At 66.3% G+C, this 21,820-nt stretch carries 18 protein-coding genes; 8 read left to right on the top strand and 10 right to left on the bottom strand.

The features are described 5' to 3' along the window. Positions 1–69: 69 nt before the first annotated feature. The 3 genes from QRN53_RS14330 (at position 70) to QRN53_RS14340 (ending at position 2,849) form a co-directional block, all read left to right on the top strand. Positions 70–738: a DUF6318 family protein gene (locus tag QRN53_RS14330; protein ID WP_285244500.1), complete on the top strand. Its 669-nt coding sequence runs from the start codon at positions 70–72 to the stop codon at positions 736–738. Between the two features lie 185 nt (positions 739–923). Then, on the top strand, positions 924–1,661 hold the full coding sequence (locus QRN53_RS14335; RefSeq protein WP_285244501.1) for a hypothetical protein: 738 nt from the start codon (positions 924–926) through the stop codon (positions 1,659–1,661). A 117-nt stretch (positions 1,662–1,778) separates the two neighbouring features. Beyond that, positions 1,779–2,849, top strand: coding sequence for an alkene reductase (locus tag QRN53_RS14340; protein WP_285244502.1), 1,071 nt, complete (start codon positions 1,779–1,781; stop codon positions 2,847–2,849). A gap of 230 nt (positions 2,850–3,079) precedes the next feature. Here the strand turns inward: QRN53_RS14340 and QRN53_RS14345 are convergent, their stop codons facing one another. Next, positions 3,080–3,397, bottom strand: a complete 318-nt coding sequence (locus QRN53_RS14345) for a hypothetical protein (protein WP_285244522.1) — start codon at positions 3,395–3,397, stop codon at positions 3,080–3,082. Positions 3,398–3,525: 128 nt separating this feature from the next. Between QRN53_RS14345 and QRN53_RS14350 the strand changes: the two genes are divergently transcribed. Next, positions 3,526–5,988 (top strand): Tex family protein, encoded by a 2,463-nt coding sequence (locus QRN53_RS14350; RefSeq protein WP_285244503.1) that lies wholly within the window; start codon positions 3,526–3,528, stop codon positions 5,986–5,988. Between the two features lie 24 nt (positions 5,989–6,012). Here QRN53_RS14350 and QRN53_RS14355 read toward each other — a convergent pair whose 3' ends face one another. The 5 genes from QRN53_RS14355 to QRN53_RS14375 all read right to left on the bottom strand — a co-directional run bounded on the left by QRN53_RS14355 (position 6,013) and on the right by QRN53_RS14375 (position 9,925). Next, positions 6,013–6,828 carry a YqjF family protein gene (locus QRN53_RS14355; RefSeq protein ID WP_285244504.1) on the bottom strand — a complete coding sequence of 272 codons (816 nt, stop codon included), beginning with the start codon at positions 6,826–6,828 and terminating at the stop codon, positions 6,013–6,015. A gap of 47 nt (positions 6,829–6,875) precedes the next feature. Beyond that, positions 6,876–7,655, bottom strand: a complete 780-nt coding sequence (locus QRN53_RS14360; protein WP_285244505.1) for an isocitrate lyase/PEP mutase family protein — start codon at positions 7,653–7,655, stop codon at positions 6,876–6,878. 31 nt (positions 7,656–7,686) lie between these two features. Next, positions 7,687–8,082: a DUF1622 domain-containing protein gene (locus tag QRN53_RS14365; protein WP_285244506.1), complete on the bottom strand. Its 396-nt coding sequence runs from the start codon at positions 8,080–8,082 to the stop codon at positions 7,687–7,689. A gap of 68 nt (positions 8,083–8,150) precedes the next feature. Then, a complete protein-coding gene (locus tag QRN53_RS14370; protein WP_285244507.1) occupies positions 8,151–9,008 on the bottom strand; it encodes an SDR family oxidoreductase in 858 nt (285 codons plus the stop codon). Between the two features lie 2 nt (positions 9,009–9,010). Next, entirely contained in the window at positions 9,011–9,925 is a 915-nt protein-coding gene (locus QRN53_RS14375) for an MSMEG_6728 family protein (RefSeq protein ID WP_285244508.1), read from the bottom strand. 181 nt (positions 9,926–10,106) lie between these two features. Between QRN53_RS14375 and QRN53_RS14380 the strand changes: the two genes are divergently transcribed. Next, on the top strand, positions 10,107–10,694 hold the full coding sequence (locus QRN53_RS14380) for a hypothetical protein (RefSeq protein ID WP_285244509.1): 588 nt from the start codon (positions 10,107–10,109) through the stop codon (positions 10,692–10,694). 163 nt (positions 10,695–10,857) lie between these two features. On the opposite strand, the gene QRN53_RS14385 is transcribed toward QRN53_RS14380, so the two are convergent. Together QRN53_RS14385 and uvrA are read right to left on the bottom strand one after the other, a co-directional pair. Further along, positions 10,858–11,481 carry a LysM peptidoglycan-binding domain-containing protein gene (locus tag QRN53_RS14385; RefSeq protein ID WP_285244510.1) on the bottom strand — a complete coding sequence of 208 codons (624 nt, stop codon included), beginning with the start codon at positions 11,479–11,481 and terminating at the stop codon, positions 10,858–10,860. A 168-nt stretch (positions 11,482–11,649) separates the two neighbouring features. Further along, positions 11,650–14,226 (bottom strand): excinuclease ABC subunit UvrA, encoded by a 2,577-nt coding sequence (uvrA, locus tag QRN53_RS14390; protein WP_285244511.1) that lies wholly within the window; start codon positions 14,224–14,226, stop codon positions 11,650–11,652. Between the two features lie 48 nt (positions 14,227–14,274). On the opposite strand from uvrA, the gene QRN53_RS14395 reads away from it, so the two are divergent. The 3 genes from QRN53_RS14395 to QRN53_RS14405 all read left to right on the top strand — a co-directional run bounded on the left by QRN53_RS14395 (position 14,275) and on the right by QRN53_RS14405 (position 16,941). Further along, on the top strand, positions 14,275–15,327 hold the full coding sequence (locus QRN53_RS14395; protein ID WP_285244512.1) for an adenosine deaminase: 1,053 nt from the start codon (positions 14,275–14,277) through the stop codon (positions 15,325–15,327). A 262-nt stretch (positions 15,328–15,589) separates the two neighbouring features. Beyond that, complete coding sequence (locus QRN53_RS14400; protein ID WP_285244513.1) at positions 15,590–16,522, top strand: pullulanase X25 domain-containing protein; 933 nt, start codon at positions 15,590–15,592, stop codon at positions 16,520–16,522. Between the two features lie 104 nt (positions 16,523–16,626). Continuing rightward, on the top strand, positions 16,627–16,941 hold the full coding sequence (locus QRN53_RS14405; protein ID WP_285244514.1) for an acylphosphatase: 315 nt from the start codon (positions 16,627–16,629) through the stop codon (positions 16,939–16,941). 39 nt (positions 16,942–16,980) lie between these two features. Here the strand turns inward: QRN53_RS14405 and QRN53_RS14410 are convergent, their stop codons facing one another. Both QRN53_RS14410 and QRN53_RS14415 read right to left on the bottom strand, forming a co-directional pair. Continuing rightward, positions 16,981–20,601: a TM0106 family RecB-like putative nuclease gene (locus tag QRN53_RS14410; RefSeq protein ID WP_285244515.1), complete on the bottom strand. Its 3,621-nt coding sequence runs from the start codon at positions 20,599–20,601 to the stop codon at positions 16,981–16,983. Between the two features lie 176 nt (positions 20,602–20,777). Continuing rightward, on the bottom strand, positions 20,778–21,503 hold the full coding sequence (locus QRN53_RS14415) for a GntR family transcriptional regulator (protein ID WP_285244516.1): 726 nt from the start codon (positions 21,501–21,503) through the stop codon (positions 20,778–20,780). Between the last annotated feature and the right edge of the window lie 317 nt (positions 21,504–21,820).

Below are 21,820 nucleotides of genomic sequence, written 5' to 3' on the forward strand. Positions count from 1 at the left end.
TGACCTGGGCTACCCTTAAGTCACTGTTCGGAGCAAGCCGTCTTGAAACTACTGGGGGAATAGCGGCCCATGACACTACAGAACCTATTTACGTCGCGCGCTTTTTGGTCCCGACCGCAGCGGTCCAGCGCGGGAGCTCTTCTGGTCGCGGGCTCACTCCTGCTGGCCGGCTGCGCGGGCTCGTCACCCGCAGATCCAGGCACAGCATCCCCGGCGGCATCAGAGAGCGCCACGCCAAGCGCCCCCGCCACCCAAACCCCAACGCCGAGCGCCGTCTACAAGCCGGCCGACGCATCCGGCCCCGCCCAGAACGTTCCGGTCCCTGTGCTCCCGGAAGTCGCGAAGACGGAGACGAAGGAAGGCGCGGAAGCCTTTGTGCGCTTCTGGTACGAGAACCTGAGTTTTGCCTACGAAACAGGAAATACGGAAGCTTTTATTCAAATCAGTGGTCCAGGATGCGTATTCTGCAACGGGTTGAAGGATGGCATATCCGAAGCTTGGAGCGGGGGGCGCTGGATATCAGGGGGCAAGATCGAGACCCCCGCTGTTACTGCAACGGTTGAACCCGGAACCGAGCCCTACGCAGTGGTTCAAGTAATCCAATCAACAATTGAAATTAGAAACGCGGACGGAACTCTGCTCCAGAAACCGACACCTGCTACCAACACCGGTAGCCGAGCAGGAGTCACCTTTGGTGCATCGGGCTGGAAAATGACTGACCTCGGCTTGATTCGGTAAAACACATGAAAGCCTCCGGACTCAAAATTCTGTGTGCGGCTCTCATCATCGTCCTCCTCACACCTGCAGTCGCCTTTGCAGAAGTCTCGGTTGGTTATGAGGACAGAGGGCTGACTGTTGGAGCTGATCAGTGGACAAAGGACGCTGACACTGGAAAGTTAGTGCGCGCAGAGCCAGGCGCGGTTGTGACTGACCCCAACGAGTACAAGTACGAGTTGCAGTGCCACCTCGGCGGCGGCGACTTCGACACCCCGTGCCTTGGCCGCCAGCTCGACTGCAAGGACCGGGAGGACGGTGCCAAGGGCATTCCCGTTATGTGGCTGTCGCGGCCCCGAGGTGTACCTGGTGCGGTCTGGGCGCACCATTCGGGTCCCACCTGCCTGTACGACGCCAAACCCGAGGACCTCCTGCCCCGGATCGCCGCGGACATTCAGCGGCAGTTTCAGAACCTGCCCGTGAATGCCGGGAGCGTCGTGGCTCAGCCGAGCCCCAACACCCTGCGCGGCGCCGAAACCAACTTCTACGCGGAGGCTGCTGAGCAGCAGTTCGACATCACCATGTTCGGCCAGCAGGTCCACGTCGTGGCAACACCCGTCCAGTACACCTGGAACTACGGTGACGGGACTGTTTTCGGCCCCCAGCCGTCAATGGGAGGTCCCCTTCCGCAGGACCGCTGGGGAGAGAAGACCCGCACCAGCCATGCCTACGCCGCGACCGGCGACTTCCAGGTGGTACTGACAACGTCGTTCCAAGGCACGTACTCGGTGAATTCCGGGCCACCGCTGCCTATCCCGGGACAAGGCCAATTCAGCGCTCCACCGCAGGGGATCAGCGTCTGGCGCTCGCTTACCCGCAACTACGCCGACGACTGCAATGCCAACCCTCAGGGCCAAGGCTGCCCGGGCGGCGGGGCACCGCGCTGAACCCCGCTGCGGAATAAGACGCCGGCGCCAATGTGATACCCGTTCCATCAGGAATAGTTGCACGCGCCTCACAGTTGGCATAGACAGTACGTCTCCAGCCTTCGAAAGGAACTGCGCATGCTGTTTTCCCCCCTCACCCTCGGCGAGCTCGAACTTCCCAACCGCCTGGTCATGGCGCCCCTGACCCGCCTCCGTGCGGGCGAAAAAGGCATCCCGGGCCCGCTCCTGGCCGAACACTACCGCCAGCGCGCATCCCTTGGCCTCATCGTCAGCGAGGGCACCTACCCCGCTCCCGCCGGCCAGGCATACCCCGGCCAGCCGGGAATCGTCACCGAGGAGCAGGTTGCCGGCTGGAAGAAGGTTACCGACGCGGTGCACGCCGAGGGCGGCCACATGTTCGCCCAGATCATGCACAGCGGCCGGGTTTCCCATTCGGACGTCGCTGGGGGCCTGGAAATCGTTGCCCCCAGCGCCGTAGCCATCGACGGTGTGGTCCGCACGCCCGAAGGCAAGAAGCCCTACCCGGTGCCGCACGCCCTCACCACCGATGAACTCCCCATGGTCATCCAGGAATTCGTCAACGCCTCGCTGAACGCCATCGAGGCAGGGTTCGACGGCGTGGAACTGCACTCGGCCAACGGCTACCTCCTGCACGAGTTCCTCGCCCCCAACTCCAACGTCCGCACTGACAGCTACGGCGGATCGCCCGAGAACCGTGCCCGCTTCGTCATCGAAACCGTCAACGCCGTGGTGGCTGCCCTCGGCGCCAACCGGGTGGGCCTGCGCATTTCCCCCGAGCACAACGTCCAGGGCATCTCCGAAACAGACGCAGCTGATGTCCGTGCCACCTATGAGGTCCTCGTGGACAGCATTGCGCCGCTCAACCTGGCATACCTGAGCATCCTGCACCACGATCCCACCGGCGAACTGGTCCAGGACCTCCGCGAACGCTTCGGCGGCCCGTTCCTGGTCAACAGCGGCTTCGGCGTGATCACCACCAAGGAAGAAGCTGTGACCCTGGTGGCCGAGGGCCACGCGGACGCCGTTGTGGTGGGCCGCCCCGCGATCGCCAACCCGGACCTCGCCCGGCGCTGGAAGGAAAGCCTCCCGCTAAACGAGCCGGACCCGTCCACCTTCTACGCAGAAGGCGCCATTGGCTACACGGATTACCCGGCGTACCAGGGCTAGGCATTTCCCCGCTACCCCGAACATAACGACGACGGCGGCACCCATGGTGGGTGCCGCCGTCGTTGGCTGTCAGGGGTGCTGGTCCCGGGCAGCAGTGCCGTAAGGCCATCCGACGGCCTCCGGCTGAGAATTTATGTGGCCCGCCGGACTCCATCGGAAGCCGGCGGTGATCAGATGATACTCCAACGAATGGACTCTTACCAGAGTCCTTTTATGGGTCGAAACCGGGCTCACAACACCGCCTCGCGGCCCGTGCCCTCCCTCATCCGCAGCCTGCCGTCCTCGATGGAAACGAGCACACTCTTGGGCCTGCCGCTGACCTTCGTGATGGCCTTGAGGCCGCGGTTGGTGACCTCCACTCCCACCTGTGCGCCCTTCGCGGGAAGCTCCACAGAAACTTCCGAGGCGATGCCGAGCAGCGGATTGGTGGAAACATCAAGGTCCCTGCGCACAACTTTGCCGTTAACCGTCACGGTGATGTTGGCCTCGTCGAACCCCTCTTGAAACACGACAAGCAGTTCCCGCATGGTGGCCTCTTCCTCGAGCATGGGTACCAGTGACTGCAAGTCCACTACAGCACTTTGCGGGGCTGAGCGGAATACTCGACTTCTCCGCCAGCTGCCCGCCAACGCCGGCCGCGGTGGAGCCACGCGGGCCGTTAGGGCAAGATGTTCTGGTGACCCAACAGCCTGTGCCTTCCCCCGCTTCCACCCCCTCCGGCGCGTCGGCCGAAGATCCCATCTTCGGCCAGATCGCCGATGAACTGGGGGTCAAGGCCTGGCAGGTGAAGGCGGCGGTGGGGCTGCTCGACGCCGGGTCCACAGTTCCCTTTATCGCCAGGTACCGCAAGGAAGCCACGGGGACGCTGGACGACACCCAACTCCGCGACCTCGACGAACGCCTCCGCTACCTCCGCGAACTCGCCGACCGGCGTCGTACCGTGCTCGAAGCGGTGGAGGCGCAAGGCCAGTTGACGCCCGAACTCCGCAAGGCGATCCTCGCTGCGGACACCAAGTCCAGGCTTGAAGACATCTACCTGCCGTTCAAGTCCAAGCGCCGTACCAAGGCCCAAATTGCCCGGGAAGCCGGGTTGGAACCACTCGCCGACACCCTGCTGAAGCGCCCGGACCTGCATCCGGAACGGGAGGCCGCAAAGTACCTCAACACTGAGCACTCCATTGGCGATGCCCCCGCCGCGCTCGCCGGCGCAAGGGCCATCCTGGTGGAGCGGCTGGCCCAGGATCCCGACCTCGCCGCGACCCTCCGGGACCGCCTGTGGACCCAGGGCCGGATGGTGTCCCGCGTCAAAAAGGGCAAGGAAGCTGAAGGCCAGAAGTTCGCGGACTACTTCGAGTTCGCCCAGTCGCCCGACCGCATGCCCTCGCACCGGGTGCTGGCGCTGTTCCGCGGCGAGAAGGACGGCATCCTGGAGTTGGACCTTGCCGAAGCCGATCCGTCGGACGACGCCGCCCTCACCGCCGCCCGCGCCCGCTACGAGTCCGCGGTGGCCAGATTCCTCGGAGTCGCCGACCGCGGCCGTCCCGCCGACGTGTGGCTGATGCAGACTGCACAGGCGGCCTGGCGCACCCGGGTGCTTGCACGCCTCACCTCAGACCTGCGCGCCAGGTTGTTCACGGCAGCCGAGGACGAAGCAGTCCGGGTGTTTGCCGCCAACCTCAGGGACGTCCTGCTGGCCGCCCCGGCGGGAAACCGTCCCACGCTGGGACTCGATCCGGGGCTGCGGACCGGCGTGAAAGTTGCCGTGGTGGACGGTACCGGCAAGGTGGTGGCCACAGACACGGTGTACCCGCATGCACCAGCACGGAAATGGGACGATGCCCTGGCCACCCTGGTCCGGTTGGCGCGGCAGCACGCCGTCGAACTCGTGGCCATAGGCAACGGGACGGCGTCCCGGGAGACGGACAAACTCGCCGCCGACCTGATCAAACTGCTGCCCGAAGTGGACCGGAAGCCGCAAAAACTCGTGGTTTCCGAAGCAGGCGCATCGGTCTACTCCGCCTCGGCGCTCGCCGCAGCCGAACTTCCGGGGATGGACGTTTCGCTCCGCGGAGCCGTCTCCATCGCCCGGCGCCTGCAGGACCCGCTCGCCGAGCTCGTCAAGATCGACCCCAAATCCATCGGCGTTGGCCAGTACCAGCATGACGTAACAGCATCCAAGCTGGACCGGAGCCTGGACGCCGTGGTGGAGGACTGCGTGAACGCCGTAGGCGTGGACGTCAACACAGCCTCACCCGCCCTGCTGAGCCGGGTGGCCGGCGTCGGGCCTTTGCTCAGTGAAAACATCGTGGCGTACCGCAACGAACATGGACCTTTCTCGAAGCGGACTGACTTGAAGAAAGTCCCTCGGCTGGGCGCCAAGGCGTTCGAACAGTGTGCCGGCTTCCTGCGGATCACCGGGGGAGCGGAGCCGCTCGATGCCTCGAGCGTGCACCCGGAATCGTACGCCGTGGCGAGGAAGATCCTGGTCGCCGCCGGGTCGGGTCCTGCGTCTTCATTGGACCCGCGGAATTTCGTTGACGATTCCGTCGGCCTTCCCACGGTCAAGGACATCCTTGCCGAGCTGGACAAACCCGGCCGGGACCCGCGTCCCGCCTTTGCCGCAGCCACTTTCGCGGACGGGATCGAGAAGATCTCGGACCTCAAGCCCGGGATGGTCCTGGAAGGAACGGTCACCAACGTTGCGGCGTTCGGGGCGTTCGTGGACGTGGGAGTGCACCAGGACGGACTGGTGCACGTCTCGGCCCTGGCCAACCGCTTCGTGTCCGATCCCCGTGAGGTTGTCAAGTCCGGCCAGGTTGTCCGGGTCAAGGTCCTGGAAGCCGATCCGGAACGGAAGCGGATTTCGCTTACCTTAAGGCTCGACGACGAACCGGCCGGCGGCGGGGCAGGTTCGGGGCGGCGCGGCCCAGGCGCCGGAACGACGGAGCGCGGCGGGAAACCCGACCGCGGCGGAAAACCCGGCCATGGCGGAAAGCCTGAACGCGGCGGCCGCCCCGGCGGGCAACAGCCAAAACAACCGTCCGATGCCTCCCGAGGCGTCCGGTCGGCCCCCAAACCACAGCCCGGGAGCGATACGGCAATGGCCGAGGCGCTCCGTAAGGCCGGCCTGGCCAAGTAGAGCTCGGCGAGCCCGGAGATCACGCTATCCGGGAGCGCCGGCTATGCGTGGCTGTCCGAACCTGGTCCGGACACCCGGCGAATACAGCACTGAATCAGGCGGCCCGTCAACAGTGATCCCGGCAGCGTCGATCAATCCATCGCTCAGCTGTTGGACCTCCGCGTGGAAAAGCGGCCAGGCCTGGTGGGTGTTCGGCACATAGGCCGTCTTTCCCAGAAAGCGGCCGTGCATGCCGAACCTGGCGGTGAGGAAGACGGACAGGGGATCAGTGGCGGTCTCCCGCAGCTTGGGGAGCACCGTAAAGTCGCTGCGTGCCGCCGTGCTGCCACGCCGGCGCACGGCATAGCCGACAGGAAATTCGTCCGTGGAGCCGGCAGCCCCAGTCCCGGTCCCGCCGGAGGCGCGCTGCGTTCTGCCCCCGCTGACCGGAAAGGGCGGCCGCTGCCGGATTCGCGACCATACGTAGGGGATTCCTGCCGCCCGGGTTGCAAGAACCACCGGAAGCCGGTTGGCGTCCAGGCTCAGGAACACCACTCCGCGCGTCCCGTCCGGCTCACGGGAGTAGAGCCGGACGTTCACCTCGTTGAAGCTGCCCAGGTAGGGAACGCCGGGGCCGCGCCCAAGCGCCGCCTGCTCCATGCGAAAGCCGATCAAGCCCACCCAGGAACTGTCATCGAACACGTCCGGCTGGATTCCCTCAGGCATGAATGCGGCTGCCACCGACTCCGGGATGCGCCAATGAAGGAAGACGGCGTCCAGCCACCGTTGGTCGGAGAGCACCGGCCCGGGAAGTTCCGGGGGCCGTGGCCACACTGCTGCCGCACTTGCACTACCGGTCAAGGTCAATCGACTCCTTCGCTGGTGCCGGCCGCGGACGCCCGGCGCTGCTAGTTCAAGGGACGGGTATCCTCGGGAAGCTGTCCGCCGGCGAGCAACGCGGCCGCGGTGTCAGCCAGAGCGGTCAGGGCCACGCGCTGTGTCCACGGACCGTACGAGATGCGGGCGACGCCCAGTTCCTGCAGCTTGGCAGGGGGAAGGGAGCCGGGGATGTTGATGACAGAGACCTTGTTCCAGCCAATGCCTTCGACCAACGCGGTGACCGTGGGCTCATCCAGCAGGCCGGGCACAAAGACAGTAGTGGCTCCCACGTCAAGGAATGCCTTGCCGCGGGCGATGGCATCCGCCAGCACCTCGCCGGGGTCGCGGTCCTTGCCCTTGAGGAAGGCGTCGGTCCGGGCGTTGAGGACGAACTCGATCCCCTCCGTCGACGCGGCGTGGACCACTGCCGACATTTGGTTGACCGCGTCGGCGAGCGGCCTCATCTGGTCCTCGATATTTGCCCCCACGATGCCTGCGGCAATGGCCTTGCGGGTAGTCTCCCCGGGGTTGCCGTAGCCGGATTCAAGGTCGGCACTGACAGGCAGGTCCGTGGCGGCGGCGATACGGCCGACAAAGGCGATCATCTCGTCGACGGGAATGTTCTCACCGTCTTCATAGCCCAGCGAGGCGGCGATGGAGTGGCTTGCCGTGGCGAGCGCCGTGGTGCCCGGGACATCCGCCATGACTTTGGCGGTGATGGCATCCCACACGTTGACCACTTGGAGGATCTCAGGAGCCTGGTGGAGGCGGAGCAGTTCGGACGCTTTGGCGCGGAGGGTTTCAGTCATGGCTGAAGCCTAACGGACGCTGCAAGGCGCCTTACCCGGCAGGGGCGTGCGCGCCGGAGCGGGCTGCCGCCGGGTCCTTCTGCCACGGCCAGCGCCCCGTGATCTCCAGCTCCAGGGAGAAACTGAGGAACGTCCTGATCAGCACGATGACCGCCAGCACCCCGACGCTTTCGAACGTCGGTGTGACGGCAACAGTGCGGATGATGTCCGCAGCGACCAGCAATTCAAGGCCCAGGAGGATCGAGCGGCCCAGCGACTGCCGGTACGAGCGGTAGAAGCTCAATCTTTCCGCGCCGGCCGGGAGCTGCCGGGGCTGGTAGCCCCGGATGGCCAGCGGGAGTGACACCAACGCCCCAATGACCATGACCGCGACCCCTGCGAAGTCGACCAGCTGCCCGGTGGCTTCAATGATCTGCCTGAATTCCATTCCCTGCCTTACTTTGGGCCAGGCATCTGCCGCCCGACGCGGAACCGAACGGGGTACGAGGATCCCGGCTAGGGATGGCGGCTGCCGTTCCCTGCGATGACGTCCCTGTACCCTTCCCTGAAGGTGGGAAACGTGAAATTGAACCCGGTGCTTCGCAGCAGGTCGTTCCGGCAGCGCTTGTTGCCGCCACGGGCGGGACCTGCATCGCCTGCCTGGGGTTGCGGGAGTCCAAGTTCGGATGCCAGGAAGCGCAGGACGGCACCAAGATCGGCCGGCTCGTCATCCACGCCGACGTAAACCGGAGCAGGGGCATCCGCCATGGTGGCCAGGTGCACGATCGCCGCAGCGGCATCATCCCGATGGATCCTGTTGGTGTAGCGGACGTCCTCAGGTATGACGGCGGAGCCGCTCCGCACCTGGTCGATCAGCCTGGTCCGGCCAGGCCCGTAAATGCCGCCCAGCCTCAGGGCCGTTGTGGCGCTTGTCCCGGAAAGCCGGCTGTGCAGGAGATCTTCGGCCTCGAGCATCACCTTCCCGGAGAAACCACCGGGGTTCGGGTCCGTAGCCTCATCCACCCAGCCGCCCGCCGCGTCACCGTATACGGCCGTGGAAGAGACAAAGAGGACACGTTCCGGGGTTACGCCGTCCCGTTCCAGCGCATCCAGCACATGTGCCACTCCGCGTACATACGCAGCACGGTATGCCTCTTCTGAGGAGTTATCTGCTGCTACGGCTATGACGACGGCGGTGGTGTCCGCCGGGATCACCGGCAGGTTGGGGGACCGCAGGTCCGCCGCGGCGCCTTCGATGGCTGCCGGCAACTTTTCGGGCGACCGCCGCCACCCTACGACCCGGTGGTCAAGGGCTGCGAACCGGAGGCCCGCCTCGGTGCCCAGGTCACCGCACCCGGCCAACAGAACCGTCACGGCTACGGGGCCTCGACGGGGAAGAACACCCGCGGATCCTGCAGCATGGCGGGGTAGGCGAAGGCCGAACGGTCGATGATCTCCAGCACCTCGAAGGTCCTGCCAAAGCGGCCGTCATCGAGCGTGATGGGCCGGCCCACCACCTGGCCCAGGGCGAACTGCGCCCCGTGTTCCAACGGGACAGCAACGGGGGTCTTGCCCGGCAGGGTGCGGAATGCATCCTCCTGCGCCTGCCGTTTGCGGGTGGGCTTCTTCACCTGGGGCTTTGGCGGCGCCTTCTTCGCCGCGCGGGACGGGCGCCGGGACCCGTCCTCGACATAGACCGGGGTATAACCGTCATCCCCGGCAGGCATCGCTGCTGAAGCGTTCCGGTTGACCGGCGGAAGTGCCACAGTGGTGAGCGATTGCGGGTCGACGTCGTCATGGGGGTCTCGGAGGATCCACAAGAGGTCCCCTTCCGGCTCCTGCGGCAGGAACTCGTGCCTTGGCTCGGGCCAGACATAGTCCATTCCCTGAATGGCATCGGGGAAAACAGGGGTGTAGAACTTTGGTTCCTTGTGCACCAGCTTGGACCGGTGGCTCAGGTGGAAGTCGGGGTCCCCGAGCCACGGCGGCATGATGATTTTGGCGGCGTAGTCCGGATGGGCTGCCTGCGGGGCGAACTCGGCAATGTTGGCCCGGGTGTTATCCGGGTGGCCCCGCTCAATCCACTCGTCCACCATCGCGAGCCCATACATGGTCAGGGCTGGCACGTGGCCCATCCACATCCTGATCGCCGGGTGGGTCTGCCAGCCGTATTCGGGGATCACCAGGGCTCGAAGGGTTTGCAGCGCTTCAACCCGCTGCTTGCCCAGCCGCGCGGTGTCCAGGGCTGCGGCGCTTTGGCGGAAGTCAGGGTACGGGAGGAAAGTTTGCATCCATTCAGTCTGACGGCAGCCGGCGGAAGTGCCAATTGCTGTGCCGGCGGCCACACCCGGTCGATGGCCCTGGACGCGTTCCACACCGCGCTATCTGTCCAAATAGTGGACGCATGCATACGGCTCCCAGGTTAAACCACTAAGATCTCGGCAACCACCCCAGCGTTTTGGAAGCTCACTCATGACATCTATGCCTGAAAAGTCCACAGCCGACGCCCGCCCGGCGCTGCCCCGTTACGGCCAGCTGCTCGGCCCCGAAGCCCAGGGCATCCTGGTCCTCGACGAGTTCACCATCGATCCCGCAGACGCCCGGAAGGACCAGCACCGTTTCCGCGACGGCATGGCCGCCGTCGCACGGACCGTCCGCCGGATTGCCGCCCTGCGCGTGGTGATCGCGCTGGTCGCCATCGGAAACCTGCCCCTGTTCCTGCTCTCGAGCGGCTGGTGGATCTACGGTGTCTCGCTCACCCTCGTCGTCGCAGTGCACAGCGCAGTGACACTGCTGAACCGGCATGAGCCCCGGCTCAAGCAGCGCTCAGCGCTGGAACTTCACATGCACCGCGAACGCAGCGCCAACTACCGCAAGGTGCGCGACGCCGTGAAGTACATGATCGACACCCCCAGCCGCATGAACGAGCACCTTTACCTGGAGCTGCTCGCCGTCAAGCGGGTGGCCCTGAACCTTGCCCACGGCACAGTCGCGCTGCTGGATACCAGCGACGAGTCCGCCTGGAAAGTACGGATCGTCCGCGAACTCCCGACCGCCTGACCGTCCGGCCCCGCGCGCCGCGGCAGCGGGCACTGGCTTAAAAGTACGACGCCGGCACATCCCTTGTGGGGGCGTGCCGGCGTCGTCTTTTGGTCAACGGAATTTGTCTATCGCCGACCTGTCTGTGGCGCCTTGGGAGGCGGTGCGGCCACGGCCGCTGCTGTTACGCGGGGAGCTGGATAACCTGTCCTTCGAACACCAGGTTCGGATCGGAAATGGTGTCCAGGTTGGCGTCCGCGAGGTGCTGCCAGCCGCCCTGGATCCCCAGCTTCTGGGCAACGATGCTCAGGGTGTCGCCGGCCTGCAGGGTGTAGGTTTCACCGCTCAGCGGAACGGACGTCGCATGACGCGGTGCCTGCTGGACAGGGGCGTTCTGGACCTGGGTGGCCTGCTTGACCGGGGCGCTCTGGACGGGTGCGCTCTGTACCGGCGCCCCGCCCCCGCCGCTGAGGCCCAGCTGCGACGCGCACGAAGGCCAAGCGCCCCAGCCCTGGGAAGCCTGGACCCGTTCGGCGACAGCGATCTGCTGTTCGCGGCTGGCGTTCTCGGGGGACCCGGTTCCGCCATAGGCAGACCAGGTGCTGGAGGTGAACTGCAGGCCGCCGGAGAAGCCGTTGCCGGTGTTGGTGGACCAGTTGCCGCCGCTCTCGCACTGGGCCAGTGAGTCCCAGGTGGAGGTGGGTGTTGCCGCGTTGGCGGCGGTAGCGGAAAGGGCCAGCCCTGCCGCTGAGACGGCGGCAAGGGTGACTCCACGGCGTGCGGCAGTACGGAATTTGGTGTTGTTCATGATGTGATGCTCCCGAGGGCCACCGGCGCTGGTTCCGTCCCCGGAGATCGTCGCGCTACTGCCCACCCCTGACAAATAGAGGTCAACGTCGGTGGCTGCCGCTGGGCAGTTCTGGTGGAGGCAGCACCGGGCAATCAAAAAGCCCGCCGAACGGGCATGTATTTCACGCTAGGACATCGCCTGGGTGTTATCAAATCGGGGCTTGCGCTCGTGTTGGCGGCCGGTTTCCTGACCCAGGGCGGCTGCCAGGTACGGAGCGGTCCGGCTGTCGGCGGCCGTGGCGACCATGGCGGGTGTCCCGGCGGCCATGATGGTGCCGCCTTTGTCCCCTCCTGACGGGCCCAGGTCAATGACCCAGTCGGCACCGGCCACAACGGCCATATCGTGTTCGACCACCACCACGGTGTTTCCGGCGTCCACCAGGCCATGGAGCTGCGCCATCAGCAGCTGGACGTCCGCAGGGTGCAGGCCGGTGGTGGGTTCATCCAGCAGGTAGAGGGTGTGGCCGCGCTGTGCCCGCTGCAGCTCCGTGGCGAGCTTGATCCGTTGTGCCTCGCCGCCTGAAAGCTCCGTGGCGGGTTGTCCCAGGCGCAGGTAGCCCAGGCCAACGTCGCGCAGGCTCGTGAGGCTCCTGGCCGCCGCGGGCACGTCTGCAAGGAATTCAGACGCTGAGTCCACTGTCAGGGCCAGGACCTGGGACACGTTCAGGCCGCGGTATTCCACCTCAAGGGTTTCAGGGTTGTACCGGGACCCGCCGCACTCCGGACAAGGGCCATAGCTGCCGGGAAGGAAGAGCAGCTCCACTGCCACGAACCCTTCGCCCTGGCAGGTCTCACAGCGTCCGCCGGCAACATTGAAGGAGAACCGGCCGGCGCCGAAACCGCGGGCCTTGGCTTGCTCCGTGGCGGCAAATTCCTTGCGGACGGCGTCGAAGAGCCCCGTGTAGGTGGCCAGGTTGGACCGCGGCGTCCGGCCGATGGGTTTCTGGTCCACCGTCACCAGGCGGTCGATCCGGTGGTGGCCGGCCACGGTCGCCGCGGCAGGGGCTTCTGCCGGTTCGTCCTGCGCCGCGTGGGCATTGAGGCCTGATCCCACCAGGCCGCCGAGCACGCTTCCCACCAGGGTGGATTTTCCGGAGCCCGAAACGCCGGTGACCGCCGTCAGGACACCCAAGGGAAAACGGACGTCCAGGTTGCGCAGGTTGTGCAGGGCGATGCCGCGCAACTCCAGCCACTCGGCGGCATCCCTGACGCCGCTGGTACCGGCGCGCCCGCGCCCGGGCTGCATGCCGTCGTCGAACAGGTACGGCCTGGTGACCGATTCCTCAACCCCGGCGAGGCCGTTCACCGGGCCGCTGTAGAGCACCTCGCCGCCGCCTTCCCCTGCCCGGGGCCCCACATCCACCAGCCAGTCCGCGTGGCGGACAACGTCCATGTTGTGCTCCACTACGAACACCGAGTTGCCGGACGATTTCAGCTGCTCCAGGACCTCCAGGAGGGGCTCGGCATCGGCCGGATGAAGCCCGGCGGAGGGCTCATCGAGCACATAGACCACTCCGAACAGGCCGGACCGCAGCTGGGTGGCGATTCGGAGCCGCTGCATCTCGCCGGGGGACAGGGTGGGGGTGGCGCGGCCGAGCGCCAAATAGCCGAGTCCGAGGTCCAGGAGGACTGTAATCCGTTGGAGCAGGTCCCGGGTGATGGCCACCGCAACTTCGTTGGACTCGCCTGAAAGCTGCGTGCGGGAAGCGGTTCCGGCGTGGTCCAGCCCGGCCGTGGGACGGACCGCGTCCGCGAGTTCCACGAGTGGAAGCCGGTTGAGTTCCGCAATGGTCCGGCCTGCGAACGTGACCGCCAGCGCCTGGGGCGTCAGCCCGGTACCTTTGCACCGGGGGCACGGCCCGGACTCCATGTACGCAAGCACGCGTTCACGCATGGAGGCGCTTTGCGAATCGGCCAGCGTGTGGAGGACGTAGCTTCTGGCGCTCCAGAACCGGCCCTTGTACGGTTTGGCCACGCGGTCGCGCTGCGGGGTGACCTCCACCACCGGTTGTTCCTCGGTGAAGAGGATCCAGTCCCGGTGCTTCTTCGGCAGCTTCCGCCAGGGGGTGTCGACGTCGTACCCCAGGTGGGTGAGGATGTCCCGCAGGTTCTTTCCCTGCCAGGCGCCGGGCCATGCGGCGATGGCACCATCGCGGATGCTCAGTGACGGGTCCGGGACCAGTGAGGATTCGGTGACTGTATGTGCCACGCCCAGGCCGTGGCATTCCCGGCAGGCGCCGGCCGCCGTGTTGGGGGAGAAGGCATCCGAGTCGAGCTGGGTGCTGCCCGCGGGGTAGGTGCCGGCACGCGAGAAGAGCATCCGCATGGAGTTGGAGAGAGTGGTGACGGTCCCCACCGTTGACCGGCTGCTGGGTGCGCCACGGCGCTGCTGGAGCGCGACGGCGGGCGGCAGCCCACTGATCAGCTCCACCTTGGGGTTGTGGCCCTGCTGGATGAGGCGGCGGGCATACGGGGCGACGGATTCGAAGTAGCGCCGCTGCGCCTCGGCGTAGATCGTCCCGAACGCAAGGGACGACTTGCCCGAGCCGGAAACGCCGGTGAACGCCACGATCGCATCACGCGGGACATCCACGTCCACATTCCGGAGGTTGTTTTCGCGGGCTCCCCTGACCCGGACAAAACCGTCGGCGGCGGGGGTGGAAGCCGGGTCCTGCAGGTCATCAGTGTGCTTGGCGTTCTGCATTGGTTTGACTCTAGTGGTGATTCCGCCGCCGGGCATTATCCTGTCCGGATGGAAACCTACGCCGGCGGCAGCACCATGCCCGAATCCGAAACGGAACCCGCGGTCCCCGCCAACCCCCTCCCGGTGGCCGAACTGCACCTGCACATCGAAGGTACGCTTCAGCCCGAGCTCATCTTTGCCTTGGCCGAGCGCAACGGCATCGCCCTTCCCTACTCCGGGCTGGAAGAACTCCGGGAAAAGTACGAGTTCACCGACCTGCAGTCCTTCCTGGACCTCTACTACGCCAACATGGCCGTGCTGCAAACCGAGCAGGACTTCGCGGACATGACCCGTGCCTACCTTGAGCGCGCCGCCGCCGCCGGCGTCCGGCACGCGGAAATCATGATGGACCCGCAGGCCCACCTGTCCCGCGGGATCCCGCTGGAAGCATGCGTCAACGGCGTGGCCTCGGTCCTGGCCACCTCGCGCGAGGAGTACGGCATCTCCACCATCCTCATCGCCGCCTTCCTGCGCGACCTTCCGGAAGACTCGGCCCTGGAAGTGCTGGACCGGCTGCTGGCCATGGACGCTCCCATCGGAGCCATCGGCCTGGACTCGGCCGAGGTGGGAAACCCGCCTTCGAAGTTCGAGCGGCTCTATGCGAAGGCCCGCGAGGCCGGCCTCCGGCTGACGGCGCACGCGGGGGAGGAGGGCCCGGCGTCGTACATCCTCGAGGCCCTGGACCTCCTGGGGGTGGAGCGCATCGACCACGGCATCCGGTGCATGGATGACCCCGACCTGGTAGAGCGCCTGGTCGACGCCCGGGTTCCGCTGACCGTCTGCCCACTGTCCAACGTCCGGTTGCGTGCAGTGGATACCCTGGCGGACCACCCCCTGCCCGCCATGCTGGCCGCGGGCCTGAACGTCTCGGTCAATTCGGACGATCCTGCCTACTTTGGCGGCTACGTGGATGACAACTTCGCGCAGTTGACCGCGGTGTTCGAGCTGTCCGACTTCGACAGGGCCCGCCTGGCCGCCAACTCCATCCACTCCTCCTTCGCCTCGGAGGAGCGGAAAGCTGAGCTGCTGGAGGAATTGAACGGCCGGGAAGCCACCGCCTGAGCAGCCACTGTGCCAGGGGCAACAGCGCGGCTCCCGGGCCGGTAAACTGGGAGCCGCAGGCGTGTCTGGGGAGTGCAAGGCAGCACCCATGTCAGCGCTTGGGGGTTATGCAGCCGGCCCTTACCCGAGACCTCCGCCTCAGTTGCGGCCCAATCCGCTTCATAGTCGGTCACGACACGCAGAGTTAACCAATTAAAGTCGCGCGATTTAATAGGCAGTTGGCAAGATGCCTAAGACCGATCGCTTTTATATAAGGGGAATCATGGCCAAGTCCACCGCAGAAAACACCTATCTTCGTCTCAAGACCGTCCTGGATGTCCTGACCGAAGGCGTGTGGTCCGGCGATGCACTGAATGCTGGCCAGGTTTTGGCTGAAGCAACCGCCCGCGTGCCGTTCAACGATCACGAGGCTGAACTCCTCAGCGGCGGAATTCCCCGCGGCCACAAGACGCTTACCTCGGCCACCGCCAAACTGGTCAAGGCCGGCTGGCTGGTCAAGGGCCGCACCGGCTGGACCATTACCGAGGACGGGATGCGCGCCACGGTTGCCTTCCCGGACGCGGTCACCTTCGCGTCAGCGCTCGACGCCGGCACGCCCGTTCCTGCCGGCACCCCGGTCCCCACCGCTCCCGAAGGCTTTGTCCGCCCTGTCTCCGCAGCTGCTTCCGTCCTGGAAGTTCCGGCCAAGGACGACGCCCCGGCAGCGAAGAAGGCTCCTGCCCGGAAGGCGCCGGCCAAGAAGGCTGCCGCCGCCGTGGGGAAGGCCGCCAAGGCCATTGAAGACGTGGTGGAACCTGTGGTGAAGGCTGTCCGGAAGAAGGCCCCGGCGAAGGCCAAGGCTGAGACCGCCGTGCCCGCAACCGAGCCGTTCGAGGGTCCGGACGTCGAAACCCACCCGCAGCCGGAGGCCGTGGCCCTGGCCGGCGACTTCAACACCATCCTGGGCGCACCGGAGAACTGGGCACCGCAGTACGACGAAGCGCAGATGGAGTTCGACTTCCTGGACCAGCTTTGGAAGAAGAGTGCCGAGCTTCCTGCCGGTTACTACACCTTCAAGATCGCACTGAACCGCTCCTGGGCGGAAAATTACGGTGCCTTCGGCGCGTTCGACGGCCCCAACCACGAACTGCACCACGCCGGCGGCACCGTGACCATCCGCTACAACCACGCCACCCGCGACATCACCATCAACTAGCCGGTATCTCCTCCCGCCCCGGCACGCTGCGGCACCACACCGTGTTTTGCGGTGCGTTGCGTGCCCCGGCCGGGAGGAGCTGGCCGGCCGCGAGGAGGAACACCATGGGCAGGCACGCAGGTGCACCGAAGGACGGTTCGGCGCAGGACGCCGTGCGGCTGGACGCCCGGGTGTTCGGCGTGGTCCAGGGTGTGGGCTTCCGGTATTGGACCATGGCCAAAGCGGAGGAACTGGGCTTGTCCGGCGAGGTGACCAATCTCGACGACGGTTCGGTGTCAGTCCTCGCCGAAGGCCCCGAGCCCAAGGTCCGCCAGCTCCTGGAATGGCTCAACTCCGGCAGCACCCCCGGACGGGTGGAAAGGGTGGACGCGGCAACATCCCCCGCCGGGGGGCACTTCCGCGGCTTCCGCGCGTACTGACCGCACCGTCCCAGCTTTGCGCCCGCAAACCCACCGCGCCTATTCCCGCGGGCTGAGGCCGATGAATGCGCCGAGTTCCTCCAACGCCGCCGGTTTGTGCGGCATGTAGCTAGTGAGTTCGGGGGAGCGGATGATGACGGCCCGCCACTGCCCGCGCGACACTGCCACGTTGATGCGGTTGCGGTTCAGCAGGAATTCCGCCCCGCGAGGAGCTTCCGCCACCGCCGAACAGGCCATGGAGACGAACACCACCGGCGCTTCCTGGCCCTGGAACTTGTCTACGGTGCCCACCCTCACCTCCGGCAGCCCGGCTTCCGCCAACGCCTTCCGGACCAGGTGAACCTGCGCGTTATAGGCGGCCACCACCATCAGGTCCTGCTGCTCCAGCGGACGGGATCCCGCATCCGGCGCGCACGTCCACTTCAGGCCGAGGTGGCGGCGTGCCTGGCGCACCACCTCCTCAGCTTCCGCCTTGGACGCTGTGGCGTTCCCGCTGTGGTTGACGAACACCGTCTCCACCCCGGGCGGGAGCCCGTCCAGTCCGCGCAGGCCCGCGGCCGGTGCGGACTGCAGCTTGCCGTCGTAGCTGAGGTTCGAGACCGCCCTGCACAGCTCCGGGTGCATCCGCCAGGTATCGGCCAGGAAATAGCCCAGGCTCTTGGGAAGGGTTGCGTGCCCCGCGGCGAGCCAGCCCAGGGCTGACTCGTCCACCGGTTCCGGATGCGCCCCTTGGGTGACCTGGGGGAGCTGCTGCGGATCGCCCAACAAGAGCAGCCGGTCCGCGGCGCGGGACACCGCAAGCGTGTTGGCCAGCGAGAACTGCCCGGCCTCGTCGATCACCAGCAGGTCCAGGGATCCGGCCGGGACTTCCTTGCCGGTCATGGTCCAGGCGGTGCCGCCCACCAGGCAGCCGCCCGGTGCGGCCAGCAGGCGTCCCACATCACGATCGTCCGTTGCAGCCCAGGGGACAGTGTGGGGCGCGGCGAGCTTCTTGGCCACAACGGAAGGGTCCACGCCGCCGGCCTCGATAGCCCGGCAGAGCAGGTTTTCCACCACGTTGTGCGACTGCGCAACCACCCCAACTTTCCACCCCTCCCGCACCAACTCGCCGATCACGTGCGCGCCGATGTGGGTCTTGCCTGTCCCCGGGGGCCCCTGGACGGCCAGGTACGAGGCGTCAAGGTCCCGCAGGGATGCGGCAATGGCTGCTGCGTAGTCGGCTGTGCCGTCCTGCAGGTGCCGGACCCCGGCGGGGGCGCTGATGCTGCGGAATCGCGGCGGTACCTTGCGCAGGATGTCCAGGCCCGGCTGTGCGGGCAGTCGCGGCACTGTGGAACCGACGGTCCTGGCAAGTTCCGCGATGGCGGCCTCGATGTTGTCTGTCGGTATGGGCGTATCCTCGGTCAACGCGATCGGGAGGTGCGGGTAGGCGGAGACTTTCCCGGATTCCCGCTCCGAGATGGTGATGATGGTGTGCTCGGGGTTGTCCGGAGCCGCCGCGAGGTGGTGGATGCGGGTCTTGAAGGCGTAGGCCCGGGCCTGTGGTGCTGCATTCGGGGCAGCCATGCCCTCCGGTCCCGGCGCGTCATACAGCCGGCACCAGCTGGAATCGACACGGAAATCGGAGCCCTCCGTCATGGTTCCGCGGAGCTGCACGACCCGGGTGCGCATCCGTTCCCGTGGTTTGGCCAGGGCCCAGTCCGACACGACCTCCGCCGATGACACCACGAACACGTTCCGCTGGTCCGCCCAGGTCTCCACGGGCGCTTCGACGCGGTCGAAGTGCTGCCACCAGAACTGTTTGCGCTCGCGCCGGTGGTACCCGGTGGCCGCTGCAACCATGGCGACGGCGCGCTCATCATTGCTCCAGGGCCGGTCATCGGGAAGGCCCGCCAAATACTGGCGCAGCCTCACTTCCTCGGGAGTTTCGTCCGGTACTTCCACGGGGTCCTCCGGCGCGGTCCTGCCGGCCTGCGCCGGCCTTCCGGCGGATCCTGTGTCCTTGGTTGCCTGCGGCGCGATCTCCAGCAGCCAGTCCCGGAGCCGGAGGGTGGAAAGGCAGTCGTACCGGTTGTAGTCCGAAATGGAAGCCAGGATGGCATCGGCTTCACCTGTGCGGCCGGTATCCCTGGCGGCACAGTAGGCGGCATACGCCACCACTGAGGCGCCGGCGTCCTTGACGTCCCCGGAGCGCAGGTTGTCTCCCATGTACAACGGTTCCAGCTTCTTGATGGAATACGAGGCCTCGGAGATCCGGAGCGAATGCTTGACAGTGGCGTACAGGTCCACAAGCAGCCCCTGCCGGAGCCAGTGATCCACCGTGTCCTCACCGGCCTGGTGCACCAGGGACAGGTTCCGCAGGGCAGTTTTTTCGTACGCGGCGTAGTGATACACGTGCATGTCCGGGTACACGGCCCGGCGTTGCTCGACGTAATCCAGGAAATCGAGGAACGCGCGGCGTTCCCCGGACCGGGAGTGTGCCCAGAAGGGCCGGAACACGGGATCCCCGGCAGTACCCGGTACCGGGGCCTCGATGACGCCGAAGAGGTATTCGATGCCCCAGGCGCCGGTGGCTGGATCCTGCCAGAGCGGATCGCCTTCGAAGTCGAAGAAGATGTCTCCGGCGCTCGGGGCGGGTAGCGAACCGATCGCGTTGTCCGCCAGGACGGTATAGGAGACCGTGTGGGGCTGCCCGTCCTTCGTGAACGTCCGTGACCCTGCGGTTTGGTCCAGGCCCAGCTGCATCCTGGCTTGTGCGCGGAGGCGGGCCACTGAGCCTTGGGCGTCCGGGGCGGGCATGGCCGCGAGCTGGTCAATGGTGGTCACATTGGCGGCCTGGAGTTTGCGCCGTTGGACGGTGGACATCCCGGCGACCATCAGGAGGTCCCGGTGGCGGGTCACCTGCTCGGCGCAGTAGTCGCAGCGGCCGCAGTGCACGACGCCGGGCTGTTGCCACTGCACGGGGGCGTCTGCGGCGCGGTGGCCGGCCGTCAGGTACCGGAAACGCCGGCGCCGTTCGCGGAAGACCGGAAGCAGGTCCGGCAGGGAGTGGCTGCTTCGGAGCCAGTCCGCGCCCACCCTGGTGCCGAGCACCAGGGTGACCACGGGTGAAGGTTCCAACCCCATCCCCAGCAGTTGGTCCCCGTATGCGGCAAGCTGCAGCAACGCCCCGACTTTTGCGTGCCGGGCCAGTTTGGTGTCCCAGACTTCGTAGCGGCCCGGGTTTCCCGTGCCTGCGGCCTCGTTGACCAGGAAGTCGGCATAGCCCAGGAACTCGCCGTCGAAGAAAGTTGCCTGGAACACCACGTCTGCGCCCGAGCGGAGGGCAAGCTCTGTTTCCGCGTGCTTTGCCTGCAGCTCTCCGCGCAGGTTCGGTCCCCGCTCCAGGGAGTAGACACCCGCACCACGGCTGGCATCCCACAGGCCATACCTGGCTACCAGGCTTGCGAGGACGGTCTGCTCATGCTGGTCGCCCAACAGGCCTGCACGCTGCTGCATGTCGTCAGCAGGGAATTCGGCTTTGGCTGCTCGGCCGAGTTTTTCGTCCAGCACACGGAGCGTGCGGTACTCGCATTCGCTGGCAGCCACCAGGTCGCTGGCTGAAAAGACGAGATCCGGTGGAGCTCCGGCCTCCATGCCGGCGGCGTCGAGCAGAAACACGGGGCCTCCCCAACTGTTCGCAGGCCCCGGGACGGTTCCCTTGGCCTGGAATCAAACCTAGCAAGGGGGACCGACAAAAAAGGGGGCGCCCCCGCTGCAAGGCCATGTCCGGCAAGACGCATGGCTGGCGTTCCACGGAAATGGGGCGCACGTTGTTGTCCGGGCGCCGATTGTTTCTACGTGAGCCGGGCAACGCTCCGGCGGGACGGACGCAGCGCGGTTCCGTCGGAGAACAGCTCCGGGGTGGCCTCCTGGATGCGCTGGACGTCCTCGAAGACCGCCCTCAGGTGCAGGCGCAGGCTGGCGTCCGCGTCCGACAGGTCGTTGGCTTCAAGGGCGTCCACCACGGCTGTATGTTGTTCGATCAGGGTGGACACCGGGCGGGTGTCCAGCAGGCTCATCCGGCGGGCCCGGTCCAGGTGGGCTTTCGCCGAGTTGACCGCGGCCCAGGCGGACTCGTGCCCGGCAAGCCGCAGGAGTTCGCGGTGGAAGTCCTCGTCCAGGCGGAAGAATTCCTCCACGTCGCCGCGCCCGTTGGCCTCGGACTGTTCCCGCAGGATCCGGCGAAGCCCCCCGATGCCGGCGCTGTCTACGGCGAGGTCGCGAAGGGAGGCGCATTCGATGGCTTCACGGACGAACTGCGCTTCAGACACGCGTCCCAGATCCACCAGCGATACGAACGAGCCGATTTGCGGATAGACCTGGACCAGCCCTTCTTCGCGCAGCAGGATCAGGCTTTCGCGCACAGGGGTCCGGCTGACGCCCAGTTCCTGCGCCAACTCGTTCTCGGACAGCGGTTCGCCGGGCGGGAGCTGCAGCGAAATGATCCGGCGGCGAAGCGTTTCGAGGGTTTGGTCCCGCACCGAGAGGCGGGGCGGAATCCCTCTTTTGTCCGTTGGCATGCCACCAGTCTAATCTGTTGACACACTAGAATGGTAGTGCTTGTATGGTAGTAGAAATCGTCCCGCTGCCGGTCATTGATGTCCGCACTCAGCGGAGCCCGATACGGCACCCTTTAGACCCCGGTAACGCTTCATCCCCATCCACAGCATCACCTGCAAAGGAGCAACTGATGACCGAGAGCATTGCGCCTCCCACAACCAGCACTGCCGAGCGCCGCAACACCCGAGACCTCGCCAAAGTTGCGGTCTCGGGCTGGCTAGGTGTACTAACCCGGTTGGTTGGTGACACGGCTGGCGGGTGAGGCGCCTTTGAGTGC

This window comes from Pseudarthrobacter sp. fls2-241-R2A-127 (assembly GCF_030209355.1).
Lineage (GTDB): Bacteria > Actinomycetota > Actinomycetes > Actinomycetales > Micrococcaceae > Arthrobacter.

Excerpts from the sequence above, each read along its gene's own strand:
- QRN53_RS14360 (WP_285244505.1), bottom strand. The coding sequence starts at position 7,655 with ATGACTGAAACCCTCCGCGCCAAAGCGTCCGAACTGCTCCGCCTCCAC.
- uvrA (WP_285244511.1), bottom strand. The coding sequence starts at position 14,226 with ATGCAGAACGCCAAGCACACTGATGACCTGCAGGACCCGGCTTCCACC.
- QRN53_RS14345 (WP_285244522.1), bottom strand. The coding sequence starts at position 3,397 with ATGCTCGAGGAAGAGGCCACCATGCGGGAACTGCTTGTCGTGTTTCAA.
- QRN53_RS14415 (WP_285244516.1), bottom strand. The coding sequence starts at position 21,503 with ATGCCAACGGACAAAAGAGGGATTCCGCCCCGCCTCTCGGTGCGGGAC.
- QRN53_RS14395 (WP_285244512.1), top strand. The coding sequence starts at position 14,275 with ATGGAAACCTACGCCGGCGGCAGCACCATGCCCGAATCCGAAACGGAA.
- QRN53_RS14380 (WP_285244509.1), top strand. The coding sequence starts at position 10,107 with ATGACATCTATGCCTGAAAAGTCCACAGCCGACGCCCGCCCGGCGCTG.
- QRN53_RS14405 (WP_285244514.1), top strand. The coding sequence starts at position 16,627 with ATGGGCAGGCACGCAGGTGCACCGAAGGACGGTTCGGCGCAGGACGCC.
- QRN53_RS14330 (WP_285244500.1), top strand. The coding sequence starts at position 70 with ATGACACTACAGAACCTATTTACGTCGCGCGCTTTTTGGTCCCGACCG.
- QRN53_RS14365 (WP_285244506.1), bottom strand. The coding sequence starts at position 8,082 with ATGGAATTCAGGCAGATCATTGAAGCCACCGGGCAGCTGGTCGACTTC.
- QRN53_RS14375 (WP_285244508.1), bottom strand. The coding sequence starts at position 9,925 with ATGCAAACTTTCCTCCCGTACCCTGACTTCCGCCAAAGCGCCGCAGCC.
- QRN53_RS14385 (WP_285244510.1), bottom strand. The coding sequence starts at position 11,481 with ATGAACAACACCAAATTCCGTACTGCCGCACGCCGTGGAGTCACCCTT.
- QRN53_RS14340 (WP_285244502.1), top strand. The coding sequence starts at position 1,779 with ATGCTGTTTTCCCCCCTCACCCTCGGCGAGCTCGAACTTCCCAACCGC.
- QRN53_RS14400 (WP_285244513.1), top strand. The coding sequence starts at position 15,590 with ATGGCCAAGTCCACCGCAGAAAACACCTATCTTCGTCTCAAGACCGTC.